The 24,790-nt window shown below is 62.2% G+C and carries 23 protein-coding genes; 8 read left to right on the forward strand and 15 right to left on the reverse strand.

Features of this window, described 5'->3' with window-relative positions:
• The first annotated feature begins 378 nt into the window (after window positions 1–378).
• Window positions 379–1,149 (forward strand): metallophosphoesterase, encoded by a 771-nt coding sequence (locus VIK36_RS14180; protein WP_324642415.1) that lies wholly within the window; start codon window positions 379–381, stop codon window positions 1,147–1,149.
• A gap of 237 nt (window positions 1,150–1,386) precedes the next feature.
• On the opposite strand, the gene VIK36_RS14185 is transcribed toward VIK36_RS14180, so the two are convergent.
• Both VIK36_RS14185 and VIK36_RS14190 read right to left on the reverse strand, forming a co-directional pair.
• On the reverse strand, window positions 1,387–3,855 hold the full coding sequence (locus VIK36_RS14185) for a hypothetical protein (protein ID WP_324642416.1): 2,469 nt from the start codon (window positions 3,853–3,855) through the stop codon (window positions 1,387–1,389).
• Window positions 3,856–4,298: 443 nt separating this feature from the next.
• Entirely contained in the window at window positions 4,299–4,577 is a 279-nt protein-coding gene (locus VIK36_RS14190; RefSeq protein WP_324642417.1) for a hypothetical protein, read from the reverse strand.
• 387 nt (window positions 4,578–4,964) lie between these two features.
• Here VIK36_RS14190 and VIK36_RS14195 point away from each other — a divergent pair, with 387 nt between their 5' ends.
• A complete protein-coding gene (locus VIK36_RS14195; RefSeq protein WP_324642418.1) occupies window positions 4,965–5,894 on the forward strand; it encodes a DUF2510 domain-containing protein in 930 nt (309 codons plus the stop codon).
• Window positions 5,895–6,003: 109 nt separating this feature from the next.
• Here the strand turns inward: VIK36_RS14195 and VIK36_RS14200 are convergent, their stop codons facing one another.
• Window positions 6,004–6,822: a hypothetical protein gene (locus tag VIK36_RS14200; RefSeq protein ID WP_324642420.1), complete on the reverse strand. Its 819-nt coding sequence runs from the start codon at window positions 6,820–6,822 to the stop codon at window positions 6,004–6,006.
• 129 nt (window positions 6,823–6,951) lie between these two features.
• Between VIK36_RS14200 and VIK36_RS14205 the strand changes: the two genes are divergently transcribed.
• On the forward strand, window positions 6,952–7,314 hold the full coding sequence (locus VIK36_RS14205; RefSeq protein WP_324645285.1) for a M15 family metallopeptidase: 363 nt from the start codon (window positions 6,952–6,954) through the stop codon (window positions 7,312–7,314).
• A gap of 497 nt (window positions 7,315–7,811) precedes the next feature.
• On the opposite strand, the gene VIK36_RS14210 is transcribed toward VIK36_RS14205, so the two are convergent.
• Window positions 7,812–8,099, reverse strand: a complete 288-nt coding sequence (locus VIK36_RS14210; RefSeq protein ID WP_324642421.1) for a hypothetical protein — start codon at window positions 8,097–8,099, stop codon at window positions 7,812–7,814.
• 1,696 nt (window positions 8,100–9,795) lie between these two features.
• On the opposite strand from VIK36_RS14210, the gene VIK36_RS14215 reads away from it, so the two are divergent.
• Entirely contained in the window at window positions 9,796–10,968 is a 1,173-nt protein-coding gene (locus VIK36_RS14215) for a hypothetical protein (RefSeq protein ID WP_324642422.1), read from the forward strand.
• A gap of 81 nt (window positions 10,969–11,049) precedes the next feature.
• Here the strand turns inward: VIK36_RS14215 and VIK36_RS14220 are convergent, their stop codons facing one another.
• Window positions 11,050–11,934 carry an NYN domain-containing protein gene (locus VIK36_RS14220; protein ID WP_324642423.1) on the reverse strand — a complete coding sequence of 295 codons (885 nt, stop codon included), beginning with the start codon at window positions 11,932–11,934 and terminating at the stop codon, window positions 11,050–11,052.
• 243 nt (window positions 11,935–12,177) lie between these two features.
• On the opposite strand from VIK36_RS14220, the gene VIK36_RS14225 reads away from it, so the two are divergent.
• The 3 genes from VIK36_RS14225 to VIK36_RS14235 are packed head-to-tail and all read left to right on the forward strand — an operon-like array spanning window position 12,178 to window position 13,873.
• Entirely contained in the window at window positions 12,178–12,882 is a 705-nt protein-coding gene (locus VIK36_RS14225; RefSeq protein ID WP_324642424.1) for an SOS response-associated peptidase, read from the forward strand.
• Window positions 12,879–13,271, forward strand: coding sequence for a hypothetical protein (locus VIK36_RS14230; protein ID WP_324642425.1), 393 nt, complete (start codon window positions 12,879–12,881; stop codon window positions 13,269–13,271). The genes VIK36_RS14225 and VIK36_RS14230 overlap by 4 nt, the downstream gene beginning before the upstream one ends.
• The gene (locus tag VIK36_RS14235) at window positions 13,268–13,873 is read left to right on the forward strand and encodes a suppressor of fused domain protein (protein WP_324642427.1); all 606 of its coding nucleotides are present in this window, start codon (window positions 13,268–13,270) and stop codon (window positions 13,871–13,873) included. The genes VIK36_RS14230 and VIK36_RS14235 overlap by 4 nt, the downstream gene beginning before the upstream one ends.
• 510 nt (window positions 13,874–14,383) lie before the next feature.
• Here the strand turns inward: VIK36_RS14235 and VIK36_RS14240 are convergent.
• The 5 genes from VIK36_RS14240 to VIK36_RS14260 all read right to left on the reverse strand — a co-directional run bounded on the left by VIK36_RS14240 (window position 14,384) and on the right by VIK36_RS14260 (window position 20,426).
• Window positions 14,384–15,763: a recombinase family protein gene (locus VIK36_RS14240; protein ID WP_324642429.1), complete on the reverse strand. Its 1,380-nt coding sequence runs from the start codon at window positions 15,761–15,763 to the stop codon at window positions 14,384–14,386.
• 51 nt (window positions 15,764–15,814) lie between these two features.
• Complete coding sequence (locus tag VIK36_RS14245; protein ID WP_324642431.1) at window positions 15,815–16,159, reverse strand: hypothetical protein; 345 nt, start codon at window positions 16,157–16,159, stop codon at window positions 15,815–15,817.
• A gap of 1,064 nt (window positions 16,160–17,223) precedes the next feature.
• Window positions 17,224–17,490: a hypothetical protein gene (locus tag VIK36_RS14250; protein ID WP_324642432.1), complete on the reverse strand. Its 267-nt coding sequence runs from the start codon at window positions 17,488–17,490 to the stop codon at window positions 17,224–17,226.
• Window positions 17,491–18,314: 824 nt separating this feature from the next.
• Window positions 18,315–19,133 carry a hypothetical protein gene (locus VIK36_RS14255; RefSeq protein WP_324642434.1) on the reverse strand — a complete coding sequence of 273 codons (819 nt, stop codon included), beginning with the start codon at window positions 19,131–19,133 and terminating at the stop codon, window positions 18,315–18,317.
• Window positions 19,134–19,754: 621 nt separating this feature from the next.
• On the reverse strand, window positions 19,755–20,426 hold the full coding sequence (locus tag VIK36_RS14260) for a hypothetical protein (protein ID WP_324642436.1): 672 nt from the start codon (window positions 20,424–20,426) through the stop codon (window positions 19,755–19,757).
• Between the two features lie 106 nt (window positions 20,427–20,532).
• Here VIK36_RS14260 and VIK36_RS14265 point away from each other — a divergent pair, with 106 nt between their 5' ends.
• Window positions 20,533–20,733 (forward strand): hypothetical protein, encoded by a 201-nt coding sequence (locus VIK36_RS14265; RefSeq protein ID WP_324642437.1) that lies wholly within the window; start codon window positions 20,533–20,535, stop codon window positions 20,731–20,733.
• A gap of 177 nt (window positions 20,734–20,910) precedes the next feature.
• Here VIK36_RS14265 and VIK36_RS14270 read toward each other — a convergent pair whose 3' ends face one another.
• From VIK36_RS14270 to VIK36_RS14285, 5 genes are read right to left on the reverse strand one after another with little or no spacing between them, the layout of a single operon-like run.
• Entirely contained in the window at window positions 20,911–21,621 is a 711-nt protein-coding gene (locus tag VIK36_RS14270) for a 4Fe-4S single cluster domain-containing protein (protein ID WP_324642438.1), read from the reverse strand.
• Entirely contained in the window at window positions 21,548–22,372 is an 825-nt protein-coding gene (locus tag VIK36_RS22120; RefSeq protein WP_420716214.1) for a ComEA family DNA-binding protein, read from the reverse strand. The genes VIK36_RS14270 and VIK36_RS22120 overlap by 74 nt, the downstream gene beginning before the upstream one ends.
• Window positions 22,350–22,568 (reverse strand): DUF2997 domain-containing protein, encoded by a 219-nt coding sequence (locus tag VIK36_RS14275; protein ID WP_324642440.1) that lies wholly within the window; start codon window positions 22,566–22,568, stop codon window positions 22,350–22,352. The genes VIK36_RS22120 and VIK36_RS14275 overlap by 23 nt, the downstream gene beginning before the upstream one ends.
• 5 nt (window positions 22,569–22,573) lie before the next feature.
• Window positions 22,574–23,020 (reverse strand): hypothetical protein, encoded by a 447-nt coding sequence (locus VIK36_RS14280; protein ID WP_324642442.1) that lies wholly within the window; start codon window positions 23,018–23,020, stop codon window positions 22,574–22,576.
• Window positions 23,020–24,702, reverse strand: coding sequence for an AAA family ATPase (locus tag VIK36_RS14285; RefSeq protein WP_324642443.1), 1,683 nt, complete (start codon window positions 24,700–24,702; stop codon window positions 23,020–23,022). Before VIK36_RS14285 ends, VIK36_RS14280 begins: the two co-directional genes overlap by 1 nt.
• Between the last annotated feature and the right edge of the window lie 88 nt (window positions 24,703–24,790).

Here is a 24,790-nt window from a genome sequence, read left to right on the forward strand (position 1 = left end):
TGAGGTGCGGGACAAGACTACGTGCAGAATGCTGAACAAAAAATGCTGGCCTGGTCGTCTTGGCCCGGAAACGACGACCGGCCGCCTTGGCGGCGTCGGCAAGCTCACGCAGGGCGACTTGCCCGCGGTCGCCATCGCCCGCGGTGCCCTCTGTCGGTTGAGTATGCGTTCGGCACACTTGCCCGCGCGGGAGATCGGCGCAAAGGAAAACGGGATCGATTCCCCGCACCTCCGCCCGCCCAATCGGATTCAGGCCTGCGGCACTAAAGTAGCCCACTATTCAGTTTCGCTGCCAGCGCGGAACAGTACAATCAGGTGACTTCCTGTGAGTATTTGGGTGGATCGAACGCTTCACAATCGAAAGGCAGATAAGACGGCATGGACCGGCCGAAGTGGGTTTTCATCGGAGACACACATGGGGACACCGGCTGGATGAGGACCGTCCTGCGCTCGGCCGCACGGGCCGGTGTCCGCTCGTTGATCCACGTCGGTGATGACGCCTTCGACTGGCCAGGGCGGAACCGACCTAAGCACGCTAATCGTGTGAACCACATGTTGGAGGAATACGGGCAGACCCTGTATTTTTCAGCTGGGAACCATGATAATTGGACGACATTGCAAAAGCTCAAATTAGAGCCTGACGGCCTAGCTAGCTGGCGGCCGAACATCCGAGTGTTCCCCCGCGGTGGCCGTGCAGTCGTGGAGGGCCTCACAATAGGGGCCCTAGGCGGGGCGTTCAGTATCGATGCCCGCCACCGCACCTTGGGTACGTCGTGGTGGGACACGGAAGAGCCGACGCGGGAGGACGCGCAGCGGCTGCTTGACGGCGGCCCGGTGGATGTCCTCGTGACGCATGACGTCCCGCTGGCCGTACCGATGGTTGGAGACTTCAAGTTGCCGCCGGCCATTGCTGACCGTGCGAACGTCACGAGGAGGCTGCTGCAGGAAGTGGTGGACGAGCTCCGGCCTGGTCACGTTTTCTGCGGGCACTGGCACCAGCGGAAGACGCACCAGCTCGTGCACCCGGACGGCAGTGTTACCAAGGTGGAAGTACTGGCTAATGAATACAACCGCCGGACCAACGCAGTTCTGGTGACGCGGAACGAGGACGGCCTCGTGGTTGAGCCATTGGACCTCAGCGGCAACTGACTCGCTGGCGAGCCTTGCTTAGTCCGAGTTCTAGAGAGCAAGACGCCGTGAACAAACGCTTCTTGCTTGGAATGACGGACGGTTTCTCAGCAGCCAACCTACTTGGCGATGGAGCCGACCGCTGGGTTGTTGAAAAGGCTCGCCGCCAACCCAAACCTCTTGACGACCGGCGGCCGCACGTCCCGACTGCGTAAAATGCAGGCGTATCAGCGGCTCGCCGGATCGCAGATGCGCCGCCTACTCGTCAAGTCCCCCGTTCAGGATCGTCATGACGTCCACGGGCACACCCGAAGGTCTTCCAGCACCGTTGCCTGGTCTGACCGTATTAAGCACCCGACCGTTCTTTTTTACTTGGCGTTTGTACCTCGTGGAGGCGAGGCCTTCGTCCCAGACCGATCTCCAGGCCGATGTGTCTTTCTGGCCGGGCAGGACCAATGACGGGAATGCTTTGGCCGCCTCTGCGAATGCTGCTTGCACCTCGAAGAGGATTACCCCTCCGTCCTTGGCTGTCACGAGGTTTCCAATGGTGGGCCCCATAGGCCGCAGGCTCCCGTCACTGCCGCTTGCTTTCCACCCCAGCCGACCGTTGAGGAATACTTCATTCTTTTCGCCAGTTAGCGGGGGACGAATGGACTCATCCCCGGCTACGACGTGGGCATGCCCAGCTGCGAGCAACTGGGACAGTGCTCGGATTAAAGAAGCGCCCGGGGCTGACTGCTGGTTCTCAGCGTGTGCGTCGGTGATAAGCCGGATGACGCTGTCGCACAGGCCGTCCACATCGAACTGGTCCACGAACTCCTGTTCCATGCCCAGGTCGATGGCCATCTCCTGCAGTACCGACAGGGACAGCAATACGTCCGAGGCCAGGGTCGAGGTGCGCTCGAGGGAGCCGGTAGAGGCACCCAGCTCGCTCATAATGTCGGTGACGGAGAACTTTACGTTGTCCCGGACCTGCTCAAGATGTTGCATGTACCCGGCCCAGCCGCCGCGGTAGGTCGACGCCACGTGCCGGATGTAACGGATGACGTGACTGGTGAACCTAGCTTGAGTGCCGTCCTGGCTGGCCATTCTTACGATCCTGTCGGTCTTTTCCCGCTCTGGGTGCAGCTTTCCCTTTCCGATGTAGATCGGAATTAGTCTCTCTTTCACCGAGGGAGTAGTGAGCTCGTTCTCGGCCGTGATGATGAGCTGGGCGACGGGTTTGAAGACTTTCTGGGATGTCATGCCCGGATTCATGCGGCCCTTGGTGGCGTTATTGAACATCGCGCGCGTGATGTCGGTCAATTTCGCGTCCTCGGCCTCGGCCTGCCGCTTGACCGTGGATGGGGCCAAATCATCAATCACGACCACGGCGGAGTCCTCCACGCCCCGGAGCTTCCAGCTGACTTCGACGTAAACCAGAGAATCTTCTTTGTCGACGGTGATCGTGGGGTCGAATACCCCCGTACTCAGTTCCTCGTCCGATGCGGGTCTTCTGTCCACCGTTGAGAGGACCCGGCCGCCTAGCTGCACCCGTTCATCCCAACGGTAACCGCTGATGGCGCCGTTGGGGCCGTTATTGATGGGGACGCATTCCTCAACCGAGTAGCCGTCCTTGGAGACGCGGATGGCACCAGGCCTTTCCTCACCACTTCGGGCCGGGGCAGGCGGCATGTTAGTTGTCAACTGCCGAAGCAGCATCTTCCAGTCGCCCGTCGTGGCGAGGTAGTCGTCCACCCCGGCCTTGGCCATCGACCCGTTGTCCCCAGAGGTGACGGTCGGGTTCAGGAACTTGATGGTCTTCATTCTGGACTTCTCGTCCAGCTGCTCGTAGAGCTTCTTGGCTGCGGCGTGCACGAACGGGTTGGTTTCCAGGTCCGCGTCGAACGCGATCCAGCCTTCGCGGCCCTTGAGGTCGATTTCGCGCCAGTCCACAGGTGTCTGGTGGGCGTTGTTGATCCCGGCGATGGAGACGATCAGGACCCGGTCGGCCGCGGGGATTGCTTCCAGGAGTTTGCGCATCCTTTTGACTGCACTAAACGTGTCGTCGAAGCTTAGCTCTTTCCAATCCAAGCCCTGAGAGTGAAGATACGCAGACATCGCAGCATCACCCTTGAGCATGCCTTCTGCGAACATTACGACGGGCGTTGTGTCGATCCAGTCGATGGGGATGGCGGGGTGAACGTCCAGCGGGGTTCCGGTCTTGGGCTTGAACTCGTACTTGATTGGCTTGCCGTGCTCGTTGTCCTCGGGCATTGCGGGCCGGAGCTGGTAGGTGAACGGTTCGACCTTTACGTTGCGGCGGTCGGCTGACTGAAGGTCGGCCACGGAGTACCAGGGCATCTGCATGGCGTCGCTGTCAGCTTCGACGATGCACCGCTTTAGCCGCTTGCCCTGCTTGGTGGCAAGGCTGAGATCCATTTTCTTCATCTCGGCGGTGAAGTTGGTGGCGTCGATCCGAGCGTAGCCCCGCGCGGCGGCGACCAGTGGGGCAACCCCGGAGTCGGCCAACTTCGCGGCGCCGGAGCCGGTGATGAAGTCGGCGTAGTCTTCGGAGGTCCAGGATGGCAGGGCGGGGATGTCATGGGCATCGGCAGTGGTAGTTGACCTTGAATTTCTATCGAAATTGCCGTCCGTCATTTCGTGAAGAACTTCGTCGCGAAGACGAACCTTCTCATCGGTGCGGGTCGCCGGGTCGAGGGGTGGTGTGTCGGAAATGTGGGTCATGCTTGGTTCTATGCAAGACCTCCAGTGACGGCTGTCCCTGGCGCGGGATAGGGAGTAAGGGGCCTCCCCCGAGGCTGGGCAAAGTCGATCGCGCACAGGCCAACCGCAACTACTGACGGCCAAAATCCGACCTACCCGACCGGCACCCGACCCCGCGGTCGGGTAAAAAACTCAAGTAGATCCGCGAGATTGCGGGCCGAAACCCATAGATAGATAGATACCCGACTTAACCGACCAAATAATAGGACTAGTTAAGGAGTTTCTGAGCTACTTGCTACCCCTGAACGTTGGCGCGATCAGAATGCTCCTATAAACCCAGTAGGGTCGGCTGGTCGGGTATCGCCGGAAGTACAAGGGGAACGGGGGCAAATCGGGTCGGTACGTCGGTCAGGTTTGGTCGGTAAACCAAAGACCGAAGGTAGGGTAAACCTGCATCGGGCGCCTCAAGGTTCGCGACGGTCTATCAATTCCACATCATGCGAGCCGGACTGGTCCGAGTGGTCCGCATTGGTCCAGACGGGGTGGTCCACGCTGGTCCAGATCGGCGGTCCACACTGGTCCACGCTGGTCCAGATCGGCGGTCCACACTGGTCCACGCTGGTCCAGATCGGCGGTCCACACTGGTCCACGCTGGTCCAGATCGGCGGTCCACACTGGTCCACGCTGCGGTCCATGCCGGTCCAGGCCGGCGGTCCACGCTGGTCCAGATCGGCGGTCCACACTCGTCCACGTTGGTCCAGATCGATCCATAAGGGTGGTCCGGTGGTCCACCCACCCAGCCAACTCAGACTCGATTCTCGACGTCGTGAGACCCTGTCCCGGCCTACCGTCACCACCCCGGCGGCGAAACGCTCAAGCTTCGCCCATGCTGGCCGCGGTATGCGTTAGGTCTCACCGTACCTGGCGTCCCTCCCCTTCGGCCCAGACCCTGACCCCGTGGCCACATCGGAGATCTTCACTGCCGACGCCGCAGAGAAGCGCGAGCCGGAGCCGAAGGACCCCAGACGAGTGGGGCTGAGCAGCTACACCCTCACCAAGACAGTTGACGGGGGACTGAAGCACGTCAGCAATGCTCAATTTTCACCCCAGCAACATTTAGGATTCCTCATATGCAGACGAATACGGTGGACGGTCTGATCCGCCTTACAGACACAGCAGTCATCATGGAGTTCGGTCCAGCCGCCATGCCCGTCAAGGGCGAGGCCTCACCCCGGGTGGTCCTGTACGAGAACATCCTTGAGATCGACTACCAGGCGCCGAAGACGTTCTCCCACGGCTACCTCCGTCTGATCGTTCGTGAAGGCCAGACTAAGGTCGATCCGATGCTCGACACCTATGCAAGCCGGCTGGCCGAGAAGAAGCCGGCCGCAGCCCTGTACGAGGCCCTGCAGCAGAAGGTCGGCGCCGTCGAGTACGTGGCCCCGGCGCCCTCCAATGAACCGGAACAGGTGGACCGCAAGGTCACTGCCGCCGAGATCAGCCACGCGTTCAAGAACGTGCTGCCGGCCAGCGCGACTTTCCAGGAATACTCCCTGGTCGGACGTGAGCTGCAGAAGCAGGCGGGCCGCGGCCTGCTGCCCCCGAAGACGTGGCCCGTTGCCGAATGCGAGGCCACCGTCGACACAGGGGCAGCCATCAGCGCCCGCGTGACCGCCACCCGCGTTGCCGCCGGTGCCATGCTGTTCGGCAAGACCGGAGCGGTGGTAGGCGCCATCGCCAAGAAGGACCGGACCAAGGTCTACCTGCAGATCACCACACCCGACGAGGTGATCCTGAAGGAAGTGCGCGGACTGGATGAGGGCAAGGCCCGTCAGTTCGCCAACAAGCTCAACAACCTCGCTGCCACGCACCGGGCTCGCCCCGTGGGCCAGGACGCCGACACCCTGGTCCAGGCAGCCACGGCTGTCGCCCCTCCTCCCCCGCCGCCCTCGAACGTCCCGGCCGGCTGGTACCCGCAGGGCGATGTCCAGCGGTACTGGGACGGCAACGCCTGGACAGACCACACTGCTCCTCTGGCACCGCAGACTCCCCAGCAGTAGGCACATGAGAACGGCCACCCCGCATGATCGGGGTGGCCGTTCTCGTTATGATCGCTGTTGCGTGGAGCTGTAGATGCCGAGCGAAAATCTGGCGTCCGTAATCGGCCTTCTAACGATGGCCACGTCCAAGAGTGGGCAGGCCCCCAGATACTACCGGGCCGCCCTTGCTGAAGGTCAACTCCTGAGGAACCGGCGCGTAGCCGAACGAGCCGGGGGCGGCACGGAAGGACGAGATTGTTGTTCCCAGCGCCTTTGCGAAGCTGTTCAACTCGTCGGCAACGTCTTGGTGATACTTGTTCTCCAACGACGTGGTACGGGCGTGGTAAAGCTCGGCGATTCTTGCTTTGAGGATAGAGTCTCCCGAGCCGCGAGGCCTCCTGGCCGCCTGTCGGACGTCGTCGCGAAGCCTGTCGAGCTTTTTAGTGAACAGGAGTGCGCTTCTGGTCGACCCAAGATATGACGGGCGCATTTCCGGTTGAGTTGAAGCGGCCGGCGCTACCTTTCGTGGTTTCTTGACGAAGAAGGGGTTCTTCGTGCGCGGGTCCGTCGTGTCGTAATCGAAGACTTCCGTGTGCGGCGCAGGGGCGGGGGCGGGCACCTTTCCGTTGCTGACTGCACGTCCGCGCTTTTGGGCTCGGGCTGACGCAGAGTTCGCTGTATGCACGACCTCGGCTTCATCGGGCCTTACCTGAGCAGCGCTCTCCAACTGCTGGAGGCGTTCCCTGTCTGCCCTGAAGCGCAGGACCCAATGAATAATTTCGGCCTTCAAATTAGGGTCTGCAGCACCACGTTCAAGGAGTAGCTTCGCAACGTCGTCGATACTGCTTACGACAGTCCTCAACAGCTTCTGGTTGCCGCCTGATTCGTCAAAGCTCGCAACCATCCCTCGAATGCGGCTGGCCTCCTCGGCCAGATCGCCTGCGTCCATGCAGTCCCCCAAAGTCCAATTCGTCGGCTAATTCCACCACATCGAAGAGACTTGGCAAAGCGTCGCACCTTTGTGCCATAGCTCGGGCAGCGCGTAAGCAGTTGCTGTGCGGTCAACTCCACAGATCCTCTGGCCAGTGGCTACCGCTCCTACCTGGCCCAGGCCGACACTTTAGATAGCCACGTCGCCGACCATGCCAGCGCCAGGGCCGGCTACTCCGAGCATCAGACCGGCTGGGCGGTGGACGTTGGTGACGGCAGCGGGACGTGCAGCGTCACGGCGTGCTTCGCGGATCAACCGCCAGCAGTGTGGGCCGCGGCCAACGCCCACAGGTTCGGCTTCATCGTCCGCTACCCGGCCGGGGCCGAGGCGATCACCGGCTACGCCTACGAGCCCTGGCACCTGCGGTACGTCGGCGTCGAGGCCGCGACCGAGATCCACGACCAGGGCATCACCCTGGAGGAGTTCGCCGGCCGCGGCGCAGAAGGCTAGGGGCAGCCGGCCCGGGGGGTCGGACCTTCGACCCCCTGAACTCTTCGACAGCAATGACGTGCGCTTCGGTCAGCCCCTGGTCCGGGTCCGGTTTCTGCAGCAGCACCGCCTGGTCATGGATGTGGGCCCACTCCCTGGCGTCGGTGCCGAGCACGTCATCGATCCACACGACCGAATCCCAGTCCGCATCGCCGGCGGCCTCCATCCGGTCCAGCCACCTGCCGACCGACCGAAGCTTGGGGTGGGCTCGTCACTGTCGCCCGGCCGCAGCAGCAGCGTCACCCGCAGCGGTTCAACGTCCAGCTCCAGCTGGCACTCCAGGGCCGCGGTCATTTCCGCCGGCCACGTCGACACCCAGGCAATCCGCCCACTGCGTGCCAGCCGACGCACCAGTACTCTCTTCTCGCAGGTGAGGACCGGATCCGGCCGGGCGACGCCGGGCCGGCCACGCAATGACGGGTTCAGCACACCCTCGATGTCGAGCAGGATCACCGGCTTCATGGGTGCACCGCCACCGCGCTGAAGACGAGCGAGAAGCTGGTGACCAGGCCGAAGGCAGCGATGGCGTAACCGAGTGCCAGGCTGGACATGGCTCCCAGCTTTCCGGTGCCGCCGCGCTGGTCTATCTGGTGCAGGGCCACGTGGCCGGCGCCGACGGCGAAGACCGCCAGGACGGCCATGCCCATGAAGGCGAGGCCGACTACAGCGAGCAGCGCGCACGCGACCGATACGACGGCCATCCGGTTCACGCCGCCGGTTCTGGTTCCCGGTCCGGTCGTTTCCATGAGTCCCCCACTCTCTGAATTGATGGGCCCGAGTCTACTGCGAGGGCCGGACCACGGCGGTAGCCGCCACCCCGACCGCCTGCCGCCTGCTCCGCTGGCCGGCCATCCGGACGCGAAGCGGACGGCGGGCGATAGCCTTGTCGGCTTGTGACACCCTGTGGGTCTTGCCGGTGCTGGGTTGGATGTCGCCATATTTAAGAGGGGCTCAGGCGCTGCGCGCCTTCGCCCAACCTGTATCGTTCTCCGTCTCGGTTTCCTTCTCGTCCGTCACGCTGTTCGCTTCCTTCTCGTTGACCTCGTGGCCGCTGCGCGGCCTGGCTGTCCGTCGGCGCGGAGCGCCGGGCTGCGCGAGGACCTGGGCGCTGCGCGCCCTGGTCCGGTGCGTGGCCCGCCCGCCTGGTGCCGGCGTCGCTGCGCTCCTTTGGGCACCCGGCCGGCTGTCTTCTGGGGGTCGGCTGGCCTTCCCTGCGGGGCTGAGGCGGCTTCGCCGCCCGTTGCGTGCCGCTTATCGTTGGCTTCTCGTTTCCCCTGGGGCTTCTGGCTGGGATAGGCGCTTCGCGCCGGGGGGGGTGGCCCTAGGGATGGCGTCTCGTGTCGCGGATCGTTGCACTTTGCGGTGGCGTTGCGTGCTCCTTGGCCCGGCTGCCGCCGGGCCGTTTCCTTCCCGTCGGGCTGTTCGTTGTCTGCTCGTTGGCCTCGCTGCTTCGCAGCGGGGTCCTCTCATAGATGGGCTGGCTGTCCGCAAGGGAGAGGGCTTCGCCCTGGGAGCCGGACTTCGTCCGTCCGGGCCGCGGTGAGCTGGCTGTTCGATGAGCCGAACGATTCGTGGCACGGGGCGGTGACTCTCCGCCTCCCCCCGCTGCCGTGCAGCGCGTTTTCCCGTGACGGGTGACTCTGCGCCGAGCGCATCGTTCACCCCTGACTTCCCGGGGCGCAGCCCCTACCACCACAAGAGCTCCGCAGGACGATGGCCGGACCGTTCCACGACGTCGCCGCGCGCAGCGCTACCCACCAGCGCAGCTGTCAGCCGAGGCTGGGAGATGAGGGGCTCATCCTGGGGCGAAGCCCCTTTGCTCGTCGGCCGCAGGCCACGGGCTGGACGGCGCAGCCGTCATCGGTTGGGGTCGGCCGGAGGGCCTGTGCGGGTGAGGCCCAGGGCGGAGCCCGGCCACCCGGAGGGGACGAAGGAAGATCGGCTGCAGTCCCACCTAAACAAAGGTGGGAGGGACCTGAAGCGGGGGTGATCGACACGATCCTGTTGTCCGGAGATAACCAAGGTTTGTATTACCCGGACCGCCATTGCCGATCGCGGTTATCCCAGGCTTGGGGCTTTCTCAGGATCAAAGGCATCTAGGAAGCCAACGAGGCCTTCACCTACGCATGGTGTGGAGCGATGCTGGCCGTCCAGCATCACTCTCCAGCATCGCTGCCTACCAGTCGTCCAAGGCTACGGCCGTCCCATCATCACAGGAGCTCCACCATCGCCAATCTAACCCCGAGCCGCACCACCTCCGACTCCGTCCACGCCTCTCTCGTCCCCTCGGCCTGCCCCGACGACGAGCTCGCGACCCACTCCCGCCGCGACCCCTACTGGGACCGCCTGTGGGCGCCGGGTTCCCAGGCGACCTGGTCGAATCGGCCGCTCCTTCAGCAGCGGAAGGAAGCCAATCCATCTTCAGTGAACGCCCGCTACCTGATGGATGAGCACGAGGCCATGCGGCTGCTCACCATCAACCGAGGGCGGCGCGAACGTCTCGCTGCATGGGGTGTCGTCGACTCCTGGCGCACCGTCTCTGCCGAGCAGCTCGCCGCGATGACCGGCTCCCATCTCTACCTAAACTCGGCTTCGTCAAACGTCGCCGCCTCCATCTCAGTCCACCTGCTCGACGTCGGCACCTACTCCGCTCCTGAGGTCTCCGAGGCAGCTCTCAACCGCAACTGCCTGTACAGGCCGTCCAACACGGAGACCTTCGACAAGCTCATCGTGCCCGAGCTCACTTGGCCAGAATGGATCTCCGTCACCGGCGGTTACCCCTGGTCAGGTGGAGGCCAGTACGACAGACACAACTTGCTGTCCACCGAGCTCGCCCTCCGCGCCGCCGAGTACCTACCGATCGGCGCAGTCCTCGGCGAGAAATTCTCCTCGGTCGACCTGCTCGCCGGCTCCGGGCTCGGCAAGAAGGTGAAGAACCCGGACAACCGTCGGGCCGACGGGACCATCGTCCGCATCGATGGAATGCGGATCGCTTACGAGCTCACCGCGACCGCGTCCAAGTCGCTGGAAAACAAGGTTCGCCGGTGGGCGCAGCTGCTCAGCGAACGCCCCTTGGAAACCTCGGGGCTCACTATCCTCTTCATCGCCGCACCCCACCCGGACCGGCCCAAAGACCGTGCCGGCGATCCCCGTCATGAGATCTACCGCCGGGTCGCCTCCGTGCTGAAGGAGTTTCCCGGCACCGGCACCGACTCCCCTGCCGCGCGTATCGGCATCGCTGCGTGGGACGAGTGGTTCCCTGCGAGGCACGAGCTCTCCGAGAACTTCTTCTCCCTTTCCGCTAACTTTGCCCTCAACAACGTCCACGGGCCCGCCAAATGGGTCAAGCGCAGTCTGCTGGACGACTATCCGTTCACAGCCTGGAAAACCTTCGATGCCACCGCCGTCGTAGAGCATGCCCCACTGCTGCTCGCCACCCCTCACTGGATGCGCGCCGGCGACCGGACCCACCTGATCCCTTCGCCCATGGAGCGCTCCGGCTTTCCGACGCCAGTCCCCGGCCCGGCTCGGCCGGAGCTCTCCCGCAACCGACCCTTGGGCCATGGCACTGGATCAGCCGGAGATGCGAGACTCCCTTCTCGCCTACGGCTATAGCAGGCAGGAAAGTTGCTACACCGGGACGGTGGCGACTGTTGGTGCTACCCGGTATCCGTTCCCGCAGCCGACGACAGGGGGTCAGATGAGCTGGTCCAGCTTCGCCCAGAACGCTTCGCGAAGCGCGCGGCGCACCCCCTGCAGGTCGGTCTTGTATTCGCCGATCCGCTGGGCACAGTCCTTGAGTAGGACGCGGTCGATCTCTACCGGAAGGATGGGCCGGTCGGCCAGGAGTTCATTGAGCTCGCCTTGGGTAATGGTCCCGTACCAGTTGGTGGCGACGCTTTCCCCGACCTCGAAAGCGACGTCCAGGGGGCTGTCCTCCGGCGGCAGGATTGTAGGCCCGGTGCCGCCGGAGCTGTAAACCAAATGAGCCTCAGAGCGATACGGTCGCGGAGGGGACGGCAGGATCATGCGGCCGCGGGGAGGTGCCGGGCGCGCGGCCATGTCTGACGGGCGCGGTACAGACGGGGTGGCTGGCGCCGGAGTGGGCGCCGGCGGCTGAACAGCCACGGCCGGTGTAGGCCGCGGCTGCTCAGCAACGGTCTTGGTGAAGCATTCCTCGATCAGGTCTGTGGACAGGGTGATGATGCTGTCCACGCGCAGCGCCAGGTGCTCGGCCACCGACGTGGCACCGAGCCGGTGGTTGGGGTTGTCCAGCCCGACTAGGACGACCTTCATGCCCAGGTCCTGGGCCTCTTCAACGGCCTCGGCCAGGTCATCGTCCCCGGACATCAGGAATGCTACCGATGCAGCCCGGTTGCGGGCGACACCAACCAGGTCCAGTCCGAGCTTGAGGTCAACGCCCTTCTGCTCGCCATTGAAGGAGATCCGGCCGAGGCGGACCTTCACATCGGGCAGCAGGCCGATCCGCTTGTGTTCGTCTGTGAACAGGGCGTCCTTCGTAGCGTCATACCAGTAGACCCGCAAGACCTCGAGGCCGCAGTGCTCGGCGGTGCGCTTCAAGAGTCCTTGGATGAGCTTGTCGTAGTCGACCCGGAACGCCGAGCGCAGGAAGTGCCGGCGACGCGGGTGCCGCCTACGGCAATGAGGAAACCGGCATCAACGAAGATCGCACTCTGGGTCATGGACTCCAACGTACATGCACACTCCGACTGCTGAGGGCGGGCGCCGCATAGTGTCTTCGATTAGCGACTCTTCAGGCTGATGCGTGCCATCCGTCAGCGGGTGATCAGGCAGAATGGGCCCATGTGCGGCAGATACGTGATGTCCAAGGCCACCGGCGACCTGCTGAGCCACTTTGAGGCCAAGGAGGTGGAGGGCAGCCCGCCACCTCCCAGCTGGAACGTGGCGCCCACCCAGGCGGTGCCCATTGTGGCCGAGCGGCTGGACGAGGGAAGCATCGAGCGGCACCTGCTGATCGCTAAGTGGGGCCTGGTCCCGTCCTGGGCGAAGGACGCCAAGATCGGCAACAAGCTGATCAACGCTAGAAGCGAATCCATCCTGGAGAAGCCGTCGTTCCGCAAGGCCGCCGTCAAGCGCCGTGCGATCGTCCCGGCCGAGGGCTACTACGAGTGGCAGAAGACCGAGGACGGCAAGAAGATCCCGAACTACCTGTACTCCGAGAAGGAGCCGCTGCTGGGCTTCGCCGGCCTCTACGAATGGTGGGCGGACCCATCCCGGCCTGAGGACGATCCTGAGCTGTGGCTGCTCAGCTGCACCGTGCTCACCACGACGGCCCAGGATGCGCTGGGCCACGTGCACGACCGGTCCCCGGTCATCATCCCGCACGACCGGTTCGCCGAATGGCTGGACCCGGACCTGACCGACAAAGCCGACATCCAGCACCTGCTCGATTCGCTGCCGGAGCCCGTCCTGGTCCCGCGGATCGTGAGTACCCGGGTCAACAGCGTTAGGAACAACGGGCCTGAGCTGATCGAGCCTGCCGAGTGAGCGGCTTCAGCACCACCGCCGCTTTCCCCAATGCCCTGATGTGGCTCATGTCCGAGGACGACCAGGAGCTCGTCATCCCCGAGATCGACGGCGTCGCGAACTTCTGGACCAGCCAGAACGCCTGGGGCGTCGCTGTCCAGCACGATGCCGAAGGTGAGGTGGAGCTGACCATCGGGCCGAACCCGCCGGAGGACCCCTCCCTGATGCAACTCCATGAGGGCATTCTGCACACCGGTCGGCGGCTCATCGACGTCCAGACCGTCTACCTTGACAGCATCGCCAGATTCAGGACTAGGAGCGAGGACACTCCCATCCGGATCTGGGGCGACGACCCGAAGCAGCCGGAACACGTCCAGATTCAGTGCCCAGACATCGAGGAGATGCTGTGATTGACGAGCTGCGCGAGCACTACACTCAAGCCATCGGCACTGAGCCGGTCCTCCACGAGATGAACACCCGGACCGGCAAACGGATGGGCGTCTTCGAATGGCCTGCAGGCACAACCAGGCTCGGGGTCCACCTGTACACCTCCGCCGGCGCCGGGCACTACTGGAAGGACGGCCACCGGCACGCCGTGGAGCTGTTCGCCGGCGTGAACCACGGCGGACAGGAAGTCCTCGAGGCGTTCTGCACCATGGCCCTGAATGTCCGGGAGTCCGGCACTGTGCCGCAGCACGGCGTCTTCGTCGCAGGGGACTGGAAGATCATCAAGGGCCGAAAATTCACCGGCTGGGTCCTCACCGAGCGGCCGGACAACTTCATGCCCCAGATGGACCTGCCCGGCGGCCACGTGGTCTTCCTCGATGCCCTGCCGGTCTTCCCTGAGGAAGCCGAGTACCGGCACGGCAACCGGTCCGACGACCTGTTCGACATCTGGGAAGCCGAGGAAGTGAAGTCCTGGGACTTGGACCGTGGACTGCCGGCTGAGATTGAGCCGCGGAGCACAGGCATCGTTGGGTGGCTCGCCAGGAGCTTGGGAGGGCAAAAGTGACGGATTGAAAGCCCACCACACTCGAAAGTGGGCCGGCCATGGATTTTTGCGGGCTCCACGGCGGGGCTGGTACTGGGTTCACCAGACAGGCGGAGATGGGCAGCCTGGACCGTCTGAAGCCGAACAGCCATCTTCGTCGGAAATCCGTCAACAGTCGATGAGGCAGTCCTCTACTCGTTCCGGCGGGCGTCTTATTCGAGGAGGTTACGCCAAGTTTCGTGCGGACGGCGGCGTGACTACGTTCAACAGTTGTGCCGCGCCACACCGAACAAGAGATCTGTCGCGCATTCACGCCGCGGGACTCCCTTGAGCGGCATCGCCACGTGCTTTTTCTGCGGCCACACGGTCTACAGCGCCGAGAGTTCTCGCATGGAGTGCCGGGTCGAGCGAGACTATTCCGCTCAGGCCCTGAGCGGTCCTAGTAGCGACGATCCACTCGACGATGCTTTCCTGGTTTGTGTCCATGCTGCTCTCTATGCAGGGACCCACGGCACGGCGGTCGCTAGGGGTTTAGGCCCTCCATTCGGGGACGAGCCGACCAGGATCAAAGGTCTTCATGCCAGTCACCTGGCGTCTCGGCATGACGACGACTCGGACAAAGATGTCATCCAAAACGGCTCGGCGGGCACTTGTTGCCAAGTCAGCCCAAGCGGCTCTCAACATGGCGCCCGTGGTCAGCTCACGCCGCCGAACGATCGGGACAGGGTATTGGGCCTTCTGTCGCTCTACGGCCGCCCTCGCGGCCAGCCACTCGTTGCGAGAAATGACCCCGCTGCCGTAATCCGCAGCCAGCTCTTCCAGACGGGCGTCCAGGGCGCCGATCTTCTCAAGCCACTCCCCCGTTGTCTCTTCCTCGTCCAGGACTCGGGCGTCTTGAAACAGGAAGGCAGCCTCGGCCAGCCATGCCTCTGTCTCAGCTGCAACGATGGTCGTTCCGCCGCATGCCGCCGCTCCAGCATTGCGGGGGCATCGGTATGAAGGTTTCTTGCTCTTGCCGTTTATGGATTTCACCATTCCAGTTCCGCATTTGCTGCAGACCAGCAACCCTGTCAGCAGGTGTTTTCGGGCACCTCCACGTTTCTTGCCTTCGGAGCGCCCCGGGGCCATTTTTGCTCTGAGCATCGCCAACGTTTCTTCGGACACAATGGCCTCCCACTGACCTTTGGCGGCGATCTTTCCGTGGTGAACACGGAGTCCGGCTATGCGGGGTGCTTTGAGGATGTTTTGAATGCTTGCTGCCCGCCATTTTCCTCCTTTGGCGGTAGGAATGCCCCGCCGAGTCAGGTCTCTGGCGATCTCGTTGTAGCCCTCGCCATGCAGGACGCGAGCAGCCATCTCTCGAATTACCGCAGCTTCTTCTTCAACGATTTTGCCGTCAGCCGTGTATCCGTAACAAGCGCGGCCAGTCCATGCACCAGCCTCAGCAAGCTCGAGGTGTTTCCTCTGAATCCGAGCTTTGGTTTTCGCTACTTCCGCAGCCGCAAACGCCGTCACTACTCGTGCCACCGTCTTGCCATCAGGGGAGCTCAGATCAATCGTTCCACTCATGACGGAATGCACATTGATTCCTGTACGCGCGGCCAGGTCGATCCAATCTTCGAGCTCCCTCGGGTTTCGGTGCAAGCGATCGGCGGCGTACACAACGACTACGTCGACACCCTGAGCTTCCATCAATGCCTTTAGCCGTTCGTAGTTTTGCCGGTACTTCCCCCCGGAAGCGGAAATGTCGTTATCTTCAAACTCCTCAACCACCTCCCATCCATGCTTCTCTGCCAGAGCCCTGCAGTCCTTTAGCTGCCGGGCCACCCCGAGTCCTTCGAGGGTCAAGTCCTTAGATATACGGGTGTAGATGGCGGCGCGGGCGTTTTCGCCCTCTCGATGATTGATCATGCTGGTATCTATGCAGGCATCGGCGCGGCGGCTGATCTTCTTCCTGCCTGGCTAAGAGCGCGGCAAGCGAACGAAGCGTATCGTCAGGCGGTGCAGACTCCGCGGTGTCCTGAATTGGACGGAACGGCTCACGTCGGCACGGCATGAGTAGTCGCCCTCTGGAATGTAAAGAACTTCGGGAGACAGCAACGGCGAGGTGAAGTCCTGAATGAAATGTTCTACAGCAGCGGCATCGATCTGTTGGTGCTGAACTTCGACGACCACGCCCTGCCCGTGTGACCAATAGGTGCTCACTGCACGAGGGCGCATTTCGCTCACCAGACCGATCCGACGGAGCAGAATGCTTTGCCACACCGGGTCTTCCGGAAGGCCGTTTGTGTAGCGTTCCATCTCCAAGCGGGTCCAGTTTTCAGGATAACGGGCCGCTAGGCATGTACCGAGTCGATGTTCCTTAACAAGCCCTGACTGGTGACCCAACTCCCATTCCCGGGCACTAGTGCCCCTGAGGATGATTTCGGCATCCAGTTCGTGACGGAAGAGGCAGAGGCCGACCGGATGAGGGCGGACCCTAAGTCCAGGAACGCCGTACAGCTCCGCTGATACGTGCGGGGACTCGAGTACGGGCATAAGGTCCAGGGCTAACCTGGGAAGCAGAGCGGAAGCCACTGGCCCAAGCATCAGGCTGTTTGGGGCTGGCTCGATCTTTCCAAACTCGAAGAGTTGTACAGCGCCGTCGATGGGCCTCGGAAGTAGGTCACCGATCTTGGAGAGCACCTCCCCCTCCAACTCCTCCTGGGCTGGCGTGGGGGCACAGACGACTGGAAAACCCCGGTCGGTGTGAAGTCTTAGTGCTTGTTGATATGTCTGCCCGGTAGCGCGCATCGCAAGGCGCGTAATCTTCTTCAGGCTCTTCGTAACGGTCACAGGAATCCTCCGATGTGTCCTGCCGACCCAGGCATCAAGAAGATGTCAAACACTCACAGCAAACCGTCCAGAAAGACGAGCGGGAGCCACTAAGGCCCCTTCTAGGCAGCAGTTCTGGTCGGAGATCTGATGTCCATGGTTACTCGTAATCCCAAGTAGAGAATACACGGTCTGTTCCTGCTGGTCAGCAAAGGTTTCACGTAATCCGACGGAGTGGCCCTTAGACAAGTGCCTGGAACTCCTCCCGGGTGCCCCTGATGACCATGCGCCGCCCGGAGCGGCCGCCCTGCCGCAAGCTCGAACAAATCCGTCCTTTCCGCAGCAGTTCGCAACCACGACTAGACGCTAGGCACGCTAAATGGCTCACACTTTTTCGACCACCACTGACAGCGAGTCAATGGGAAATCCCCGGCCTCCGCGGCCATCGGACCAACGGCATCTCCGCCAGAGGATGAGAGCCTTCAACCGTCTCGCCCTCTGGCGGAGCAACGAGATCAATGGGAATGAGTTAGTCGGCTGTGAATCTTTTAAAGCTGCTATTGCTTGAGCACTTCCTGAACATTGAAGCCGTCGCACCGATGGAGGATTTCGATAAGCGCTGCTTTGTGCTCGTTTTCCTTGTCTGAAAAGACTGCTTCGATTGTGTTTTGTAGTGATGGCTCCGCACGCGTTGCGATCTCCCGGACTTGATCCCTCGCAGCCCGACCTTTCACCTTGTCTTCCTCCATCAGGCTTGACGACGAGGACGAGTAAAGGAGCTTAAGGTAGTCTTCCAAGGGACCAAAAGTGGTCTCGGTGCCCACGAGCTGAGCACAAATAGTCTCCGCAGATGCTGTGAATTTGGCAGTTGGAAGCGAAGAAACAGTGGATGTTCTGGGAGTGGGTGCAGCAGGAGTAGCGGCCGTGCCGGACCCTGCGCATGCAGACAGAGTGAGAATCAGCGCACTGGCAGCAGCATAATTAGCAGTTTTCAAAGTTTCCCCCATGACGGCTAATGAATTAGATAGAGCCGCTCCCGCGCGCCCTCAGGCATCCTACACGCCGCCGAAGGATTCGGGGCTGACGCCAATGAGCACCGGCACCAGGCCCCAGTCAAGGTACATGCCATTGATGACATGCTCCATCAGGAACTATGTTGATCAGTACACCCGGTCCAGCCGTTTGGGCGAGGACAGCTGGAGGTGAGCTCTAATGCAACATCAATCCAGAAGCCGGCTGCAAAGCTGTCTCAGGCAGGATCGCCCCCCAAGGACGGTCGGTTCGTTCAGCAGAGGTGGGGAAGAGTTGCGGTGACTCTATTCCCCAACCGCATATCAACGCCGTGGAGGACGACCAGCGCACACAGCGTTCAACACATGACCCATGGCAACCTCCGCAGCCGATGCTTTCGCGCTCCACGTCAGCGGGCGGTTGGGAACGTTAAGAGCATTACTCCCGTATGACCCGTCGGTTGCGCCGATTAGGCGTCCCGACGCGGCGCGTCGTGTCTTCTTCCGACAACCTCAAACCGCCCTCTAAGGCAGCATCAACATGCGAGGCACCGTCCCTCGGGACCGAGTGAGCGGCACGACTCAGGCGGTTCCCCCGCCTATGTGTGCGGAGAAAGCGGAGCCTCTCCCCGGGCCAATCAGCCGGCGGGCGTGTAGGTGTTGGGCAGGCTCTGCCCGCCTGGGAGGTTTGCGCGGGCAGGGTTTCCGCAGTCCCGGTGGTTGCTCCAGCTGGAGAAGTAGATGTCGTACCGGTCCATTGCAGAGTAGAAGCTTTTCACCTTCGCTACCGTCAACTCATACTCCCTGGGAGAGTGGACGGTGTAGCCCATGCTCTCCCCCGGTTTCAGAGTCAAGGTCGGGGGCCGTGGCTGCCCTGCCGGCGGTACATAGTCGAACTCCCCCATGGTCATGAGCGTGCCTACTGTTCCGCGCGCGTCGAGGCCCTGCACTTCGGGGATGAATCCGTCGAAGAATGATACCTGCGCGTCGGTCGCGTTGTGGATGACACCCCGGCCGGAGATGGACACGTATCCGGTGCCGTATTCCGGTGCGGGCGCCACAGATATTTCGGTCAGGCCTCCTGCCACGACCCCTGACGGACAGGGGTGGGCCGCGGGCTGGGACGGCGGCGGCGCGGGCGGCAGCGGTGCCTGCACTGTCTGGATGACTTCGGGCGCGTAAGCGGTGGGGGCGGGCGCAGGCAGGCTCGGCACGGACGTAGGCGTCAAGGCGGGAGCGGGGATGGCGGTAGCAGGGGCGGCGCCGGTGGGCTTTACGACCTGGAGGGAGGCCACAGCCGTCGGGCGCGCCGTCAAGCCGGTCTTGCGGTTCGCCGCGCTCCGCTCCGATTCGATGACGCCCGCCATGATCGCACCGCCGGCAATGCCAACGGCCAAAAGAGAAGCCAGAACGATTAGGACGATCTTAAGGTTGCGGTTCATCCGCGGGCCGGCCATACCGGAAGTTTACGCACTCGATTGGTCAGGCCGCGGTTGTTACCTCTATTGGCTCTGGCATCCACTACCGCTGGCTTTCCCTGTGCGTCACCGCCCCGTCAGCTTCCCGGACCGGAAAGTCCGTTCTTTCGGCCCGGGCGTGGGTGTGCCAAGGTTTACCAGCGCCCGGCACCACAATCGGCGCGCACCGGATGTTCTCTTCGCGATTCCACATGAACAAAGGAGCAGATAGTGGGAAATCGCGCGTGGGGTTACGCAGGGTCCCCGGAGTCTGCGGCTCTCACAGAGTGCTTTCGGTCCCCACTGTCGCACGGGCGTCGATTACGCTTCGTTGAACCAATGCGGTGGAGCTGTGTCTGCCCATCGCTCCAAAGGATCAGCGTTGAGGCTGCGAGTTCGGTGGCTACCGTCTCCGTGTTGTGTACGTCTTTTACATCGATCATTGATGCGACCTTTCGTTTACAGTCTTTGGAGGCCCTAAACCGTGGTTCATGGCCGCCTCAAGGCAGATGTTTTAGTAACCGAGTGCTTTCAGGCCGCCCTCCTTCAGGACGACTTCAATACGATCACCGACCAGAGGATCATCGACGTCGAGGTAGCGATCAGCTTCCGCCCCGGGGGCTAGTCCGGGAGAGCGTCAGCGGCCTGTCCTGTTTCAGGGCGGGCCGCTTTCCATTGTTCACGGAAGGCCTTCTTGTGGCGCCGCAGCCCGGCTCCCCGGTCACTGCCGCGCAGCAACGCGAACTCCTCATCGGTCATCGACGCCCGCCAGGCTTTCTCAAACTCCCTGGACCGGTGGCGCCGGATGAGAGCCGGGAGCTTCCCCGAAGCTTCCGCCTTCTCGACCTCCCGGCGGTAGGTGGTGAGATGGTCCAGCGGCAGGTCCGCGGCTTTGGCGCGAAGCGCCACAATCCAGTCAGGCGGGAGATGTCCACCGGACGGCCCGGTCCAAAGCACGTCGGGCCCGCGTTCCGGCTCGGGTTCCTGGACCCAGGCGATGCTGTCGCTCAGTGGAAGGTCGCGTTCGATGATGTCGCGGGCCTGCTCAAGCAATTCCACCCAGGCGGCTGCCTGTTCCCGGGCGTGCCTGCTTTCCCGGGACAGCCGGTTGAGGTCCAAGGGCGTCATACAGCCGTGCAGGGCCGCATATAACCGTTCAAGGCTTGCCACGGCTTCCCGGGCCGCCTCGACCGTCTGTTCCAGGGTGTGCGGTGTGAAGCCGTCGGGCGTGGGATCGAATACGTCGAGGGCACACCGTTTTCCGGTGCGGTTCCGAGGTGCGGGATCATCCATCCGGCCAGTGTATGGGCCGGCCGTTCAGGGACCGTATTCCGGCCGCGACTGGTGCCGGGTTCCTTGCTTCCCGTTCCCGGAGGCAATTAGCCGCACACAAGAGGGTATGACCAATACAGCACAGTCCTCGATCTGGTGGGCGTCTTGCTCCGGCTTTGAATTCGCCGCTACCGCCCACTCCGAGAAGGTCTCGTCCCTGGGCGGGCCCATCACCGCGCGGGAACAGGCCTTCGTTGGCCTGATGAGCGACACCCTCAATGGCCGCGGCGAAGCCAAGGCCTGCCGGACGCCGTCGTCGACTCCCTGATCTCCGGAGAGTCCCCAATTCTCGCTACCTGGTGTACACGCTTTTTCGAACACGTCCCTCCATGGCGGGATGCACGTATAGGCGGCTCCCACGCGGTGTAGGTGACCGCTGAAAGCGACTCCCGCGCAAAACCTGAGTCATCGCCTTTTACAGTCGGACAAGTCTTCACACAGGGGCTTACTGAACTTGCCCGCGCCCGACCCGCGGTGTCAGATCATCAAGAAGTGTATCGAGCCGGTCAACAGGAGCCCACCCGTTTATAGCAACTGCACCCATCGGGCTGATCCTTACCTCGATCCGGTCCGGCATCCCCTTCAGGTTCTCTTCTAAGTGGCGGTAGCGGTCCGTGAGGAAGTGAAACCGCTGATTTGTGGAACCAACCCAGGGCCGGCCGAGATCGCGTTTGTCTGCCAAGTAGGGCCCATCGACGAGCAGGTCGGTCTGGGCCAGCAGTGCCGCTGCGCCGTCGGGAGCATCACCGCTTTCCAGAAACTCCCGCTCAAATCCGCTAAACACCATCATCGACAGTCCTGCCTCGCGGACCTTTTTTCCGAGGGCTGCGAAGGCTGGAGCCTGTTCAAACGGTTCGCCCCCCAAGAGGGTCACACCATCCACTCCAGCGTCAATAGCCTGACGGGCAATGTCCTCAACGACAACGTCCTGCCCCCCGGCCGTCGCCCAAAAATGCGGGTTGAAGCAGCCAGTGCATCGAATTGAGCAGCCTTGAGCCCACACCGCAAAGCGGAGGCCTGGCCCTTCAGCCGTGGTGCGAGGCGATATTGACCCGATCCGCAAGAGATCGGGTGCTGGTCCATCAGTAGTCAAGGCGACGGACAGTCGGGGGCTCAGTGGCAGCTGAAGGCCTTTCCGCCGCCGGGGCGGCTGCATTCTGCTTGCCTGGCCCGAAGGTTACTTTTTCGCGAAACTTAAGGAGTTCGTGAGGCTGAAGAAGGGCTGCCTGAGCCAAATCATCGAGATTTCGATAAGGTCCCCGCTGTTCGCGGGTCGAGATAACACGATCAGCCAACATGAGGTCAATACCAAGCGCCGCTGCCAACTGAACACCGCTAGCGGAATTAATGTCCGGCGCTGCTACGTCGCGGGACCGCTGCATTGGAGCGGGCGGCATGCTCGGCGGGGCGTAGTAGCCGGAGTTGTCAACGCCGAGAAGCCCGGGCGCAGGGGCTGGCGGAGCAATGGGGGCTGGGGCCAATCCACTCGTTACGGGAACAGAAGCGTGCTGTCCGTGCGCGTTAGGGCCAGTCGGCTGATTGTACCAGGCATTAGCTGCGCTTCGGGCTGCCCTCCATCGCAGGTAGTCGCGGTTCAAGATGAAGCCATAGATAATCAGACCCACCCATACAGCAAAAGTTATCCCGCCGCCCCAGGAGCCGTGGCCCTCGGATGTGCGTTCGTTCCAAACGGCGTTGCCGACCCAGACGCAGGCGGAGGCAAGGCAAGCGATGACGCAGGCGGTCCAGAATTTTCGGGTGCGGGTTCGGAGTGCGACGTAAAGGAATCCGACGAATGACAACATGCCGAATCCGAGGATCGGAGCGAGGAGCCAAGCACTATGGCGGATTCGCCACTTGCGGCTGGCAAGGCGGCTCATTGCTTCAGTGTTGGCGTAGTTCATCATCTACCTCGATGGCATTGTGCGTGCTGGCAGGCACTTCGTCGTATTCTTTCGTGTAGCTGCTTGTAACGGTTTGCGCTTCAAGCAGATCCTCTAGGAGTCCAATGGCCTCCAGACATTTGGGGCCTTTCATGCCTTTGGTCTCTGCAAAAATTGCCCCGTCAGGGGAGATTCGGACGACTAACTGCTCGTTCCCCATTGTGTTCATCCTCCAACATTCAGCACGAGCGTCACGCTGTCATCCTCTTCCAGGCTTTCGGATGCCACCGTCATTCCCGCTAGTGGCGCTCGAGCCCGCAACCTTGCGAGTACCGCTCTTTGCACCTGGCGGCCATATGCATGGTCGATAGTGGCAACAATCCCAGACGCTTTCTGCTCGTCGATGTCGCCTGTGAAGTCCACCTGCCAGATCTCTCGCTCATCGCGGTTGAATCGGGCGCGCACGCCTTGCCAGTCGGCAACAATCGTATTCGCCGATGCGGTGACCGCAGCGTTCGTGTCCGCTAGCGCCGCCCTTAAAAGCCCGCTGTCGCGCATCCTAGTTTGCACATGGCAGACGGTTCGTCCCTCAGCGTCTGTTTCTTGGCGACTGGCCTGCCATGCGCCGATGGCCGCTACGGCGATGGGAACGAGGACTATAGAAATACTCATCAGAAATCCACCAGTCTTCCGCCTCTAGACAACGAGGGTTCTGGGTGAGGTGGCTGGGGTGCGACCTCGGGCAGGGCGGCCGTCTCCGCAACCGGGGGCGATGAATAGCCGGAGAGGTCTTCCAAAGCTGTAGCAGCGACAGCGCGTTCCGCCGCCCAGTGGCGAACTGCAGCAATCTCTTCAGCCTGCGTAACACTAAGCGGCACCATGTTCCTGACGGCGCGGTACAGGTCGTCGCTGACTAGTGAACGGCGGTCCGCATAAGCATCGAACAGCGACGCCACAACCGCTTGCTCGATTTCGGCGCCCGCGTAGCCTTCGCTTGCATCTGTAAGTCCGGCGAGAAGCCCCTCGCCTACTTCAAGGGCCCCGGCTTTACTTTTCTTGAGCCGCTTTGAGAGATGAAGGCTCCATATCTCGCGCCGTTCCTGGCTGGTGGGCAGGTCGACGAAAAATATCTCGTCGAATCGACCCTTGCGAAGAAACTCAGGCGGCAGGCGGTCGACCTTGTTTGCAGTCGCAATGACGAACACTGGTGCGGTTTTCTCCTGCATCCACGTGAGGAACGACCCGAATACCCGACTGGACGTGCCGCCGTCACCTCCGTCCCCCGACACCCCGGAAAAGCCTTTTTCAATCTCGTCCAGCCACAGAACGCAGGGCGCAGCCGCCTCGGCTGTGCGGATAGCAGACCTCATGTTCTGCTCGCTGGATCCCACAAGGCCGGCGAATATCTTGCCAATGTCGAGCCTCAAGAGAGGCAATTCCCAGGCAGCAGCAATGGCTTTTGCAGTCAATGATTTACCGCAGCCCGGGATGCCGGTCATGAGCACGCCCTTTGGGGCGGGTATGCCGTAGTCAGCAGCCTCATCTAGCCAGGAATTATTGCGCTTCGCCAGCCAGCGCTTCAAGTTCTGCAGCCCGCCAACATCGCCTAAGTCCAGGTTGACGTCCACAAACTCCAACAGTCCGGCCTTGCGCACGATCTGCTTCTTTTCATCCATAATGACGTGCACGTCATCATTCGACAGAACTCCGTCGTCGACCATCGCCCGGGCAAAGGCGTTTGTTGCTTCGTTGAGAGTAAGGCCGAGGGCTGCCTTAGCAAGACGCTCCTTGCCAACCGAATCGACCTCGATCCGGATTCGGCTGTCAGCGGAGCTGTTAGCCTCAATCATTTGATCCAAAACGTTCCGGATTTCCTTCTCGTTGGGCATCGGGAAGTCGACCAGGGTTACGTCTTTCTCTAGCTCATCAGGTATACGAAGGAGCGGCGCGACTACAATGAGCACGCGTGCCGCGCTGCCGCTCTGAAATGCGCTAGCGACATCACGGAGCCCCCGCACAAGCTGCGGGTCCGCCGGACGACGGTCGTCGCCGAGGTAAGCGTGAAGGTCGAGCATAACGAAGACGCCAGCACCGTCCTGCCTCAACGCCCATTCGACAGCAGCCTTGGGATCTGTTGTCTCCTTTTTGACGGACCCATCCAGACTGATGAATCCCCGTGTCCCACTCCAGATGTAGACGGGGCGAACTGTTCGCATGAGGTTTGAGTCGGCTGCAACTGATCGAATTTCGGCCAAGACGCGCGGCTCTTCGAACGATTCGATGTACAGAATTGGGAACCTTGCACGAAACAACAGGGCGAGCGATTCGCGAAAATTCGTCCGTCCAACTGCCATCGTAAATCCCCCGTAATCCAGCTATTCCGGGGTGACTGTTATGCGTTTCCCCAATTCCCGGTTAGCTTACCCCAAGTGCAGCTATACG

It is taken from the genome of Pseudarthrobacter sp. LT1, assembly GCF_035621795.1.
Taxonomy (GTDB): Bacteria; Actinomycetota; Actinomycetes; order Actinomycetales; family Micrococcaceae; genus Arthrobacter.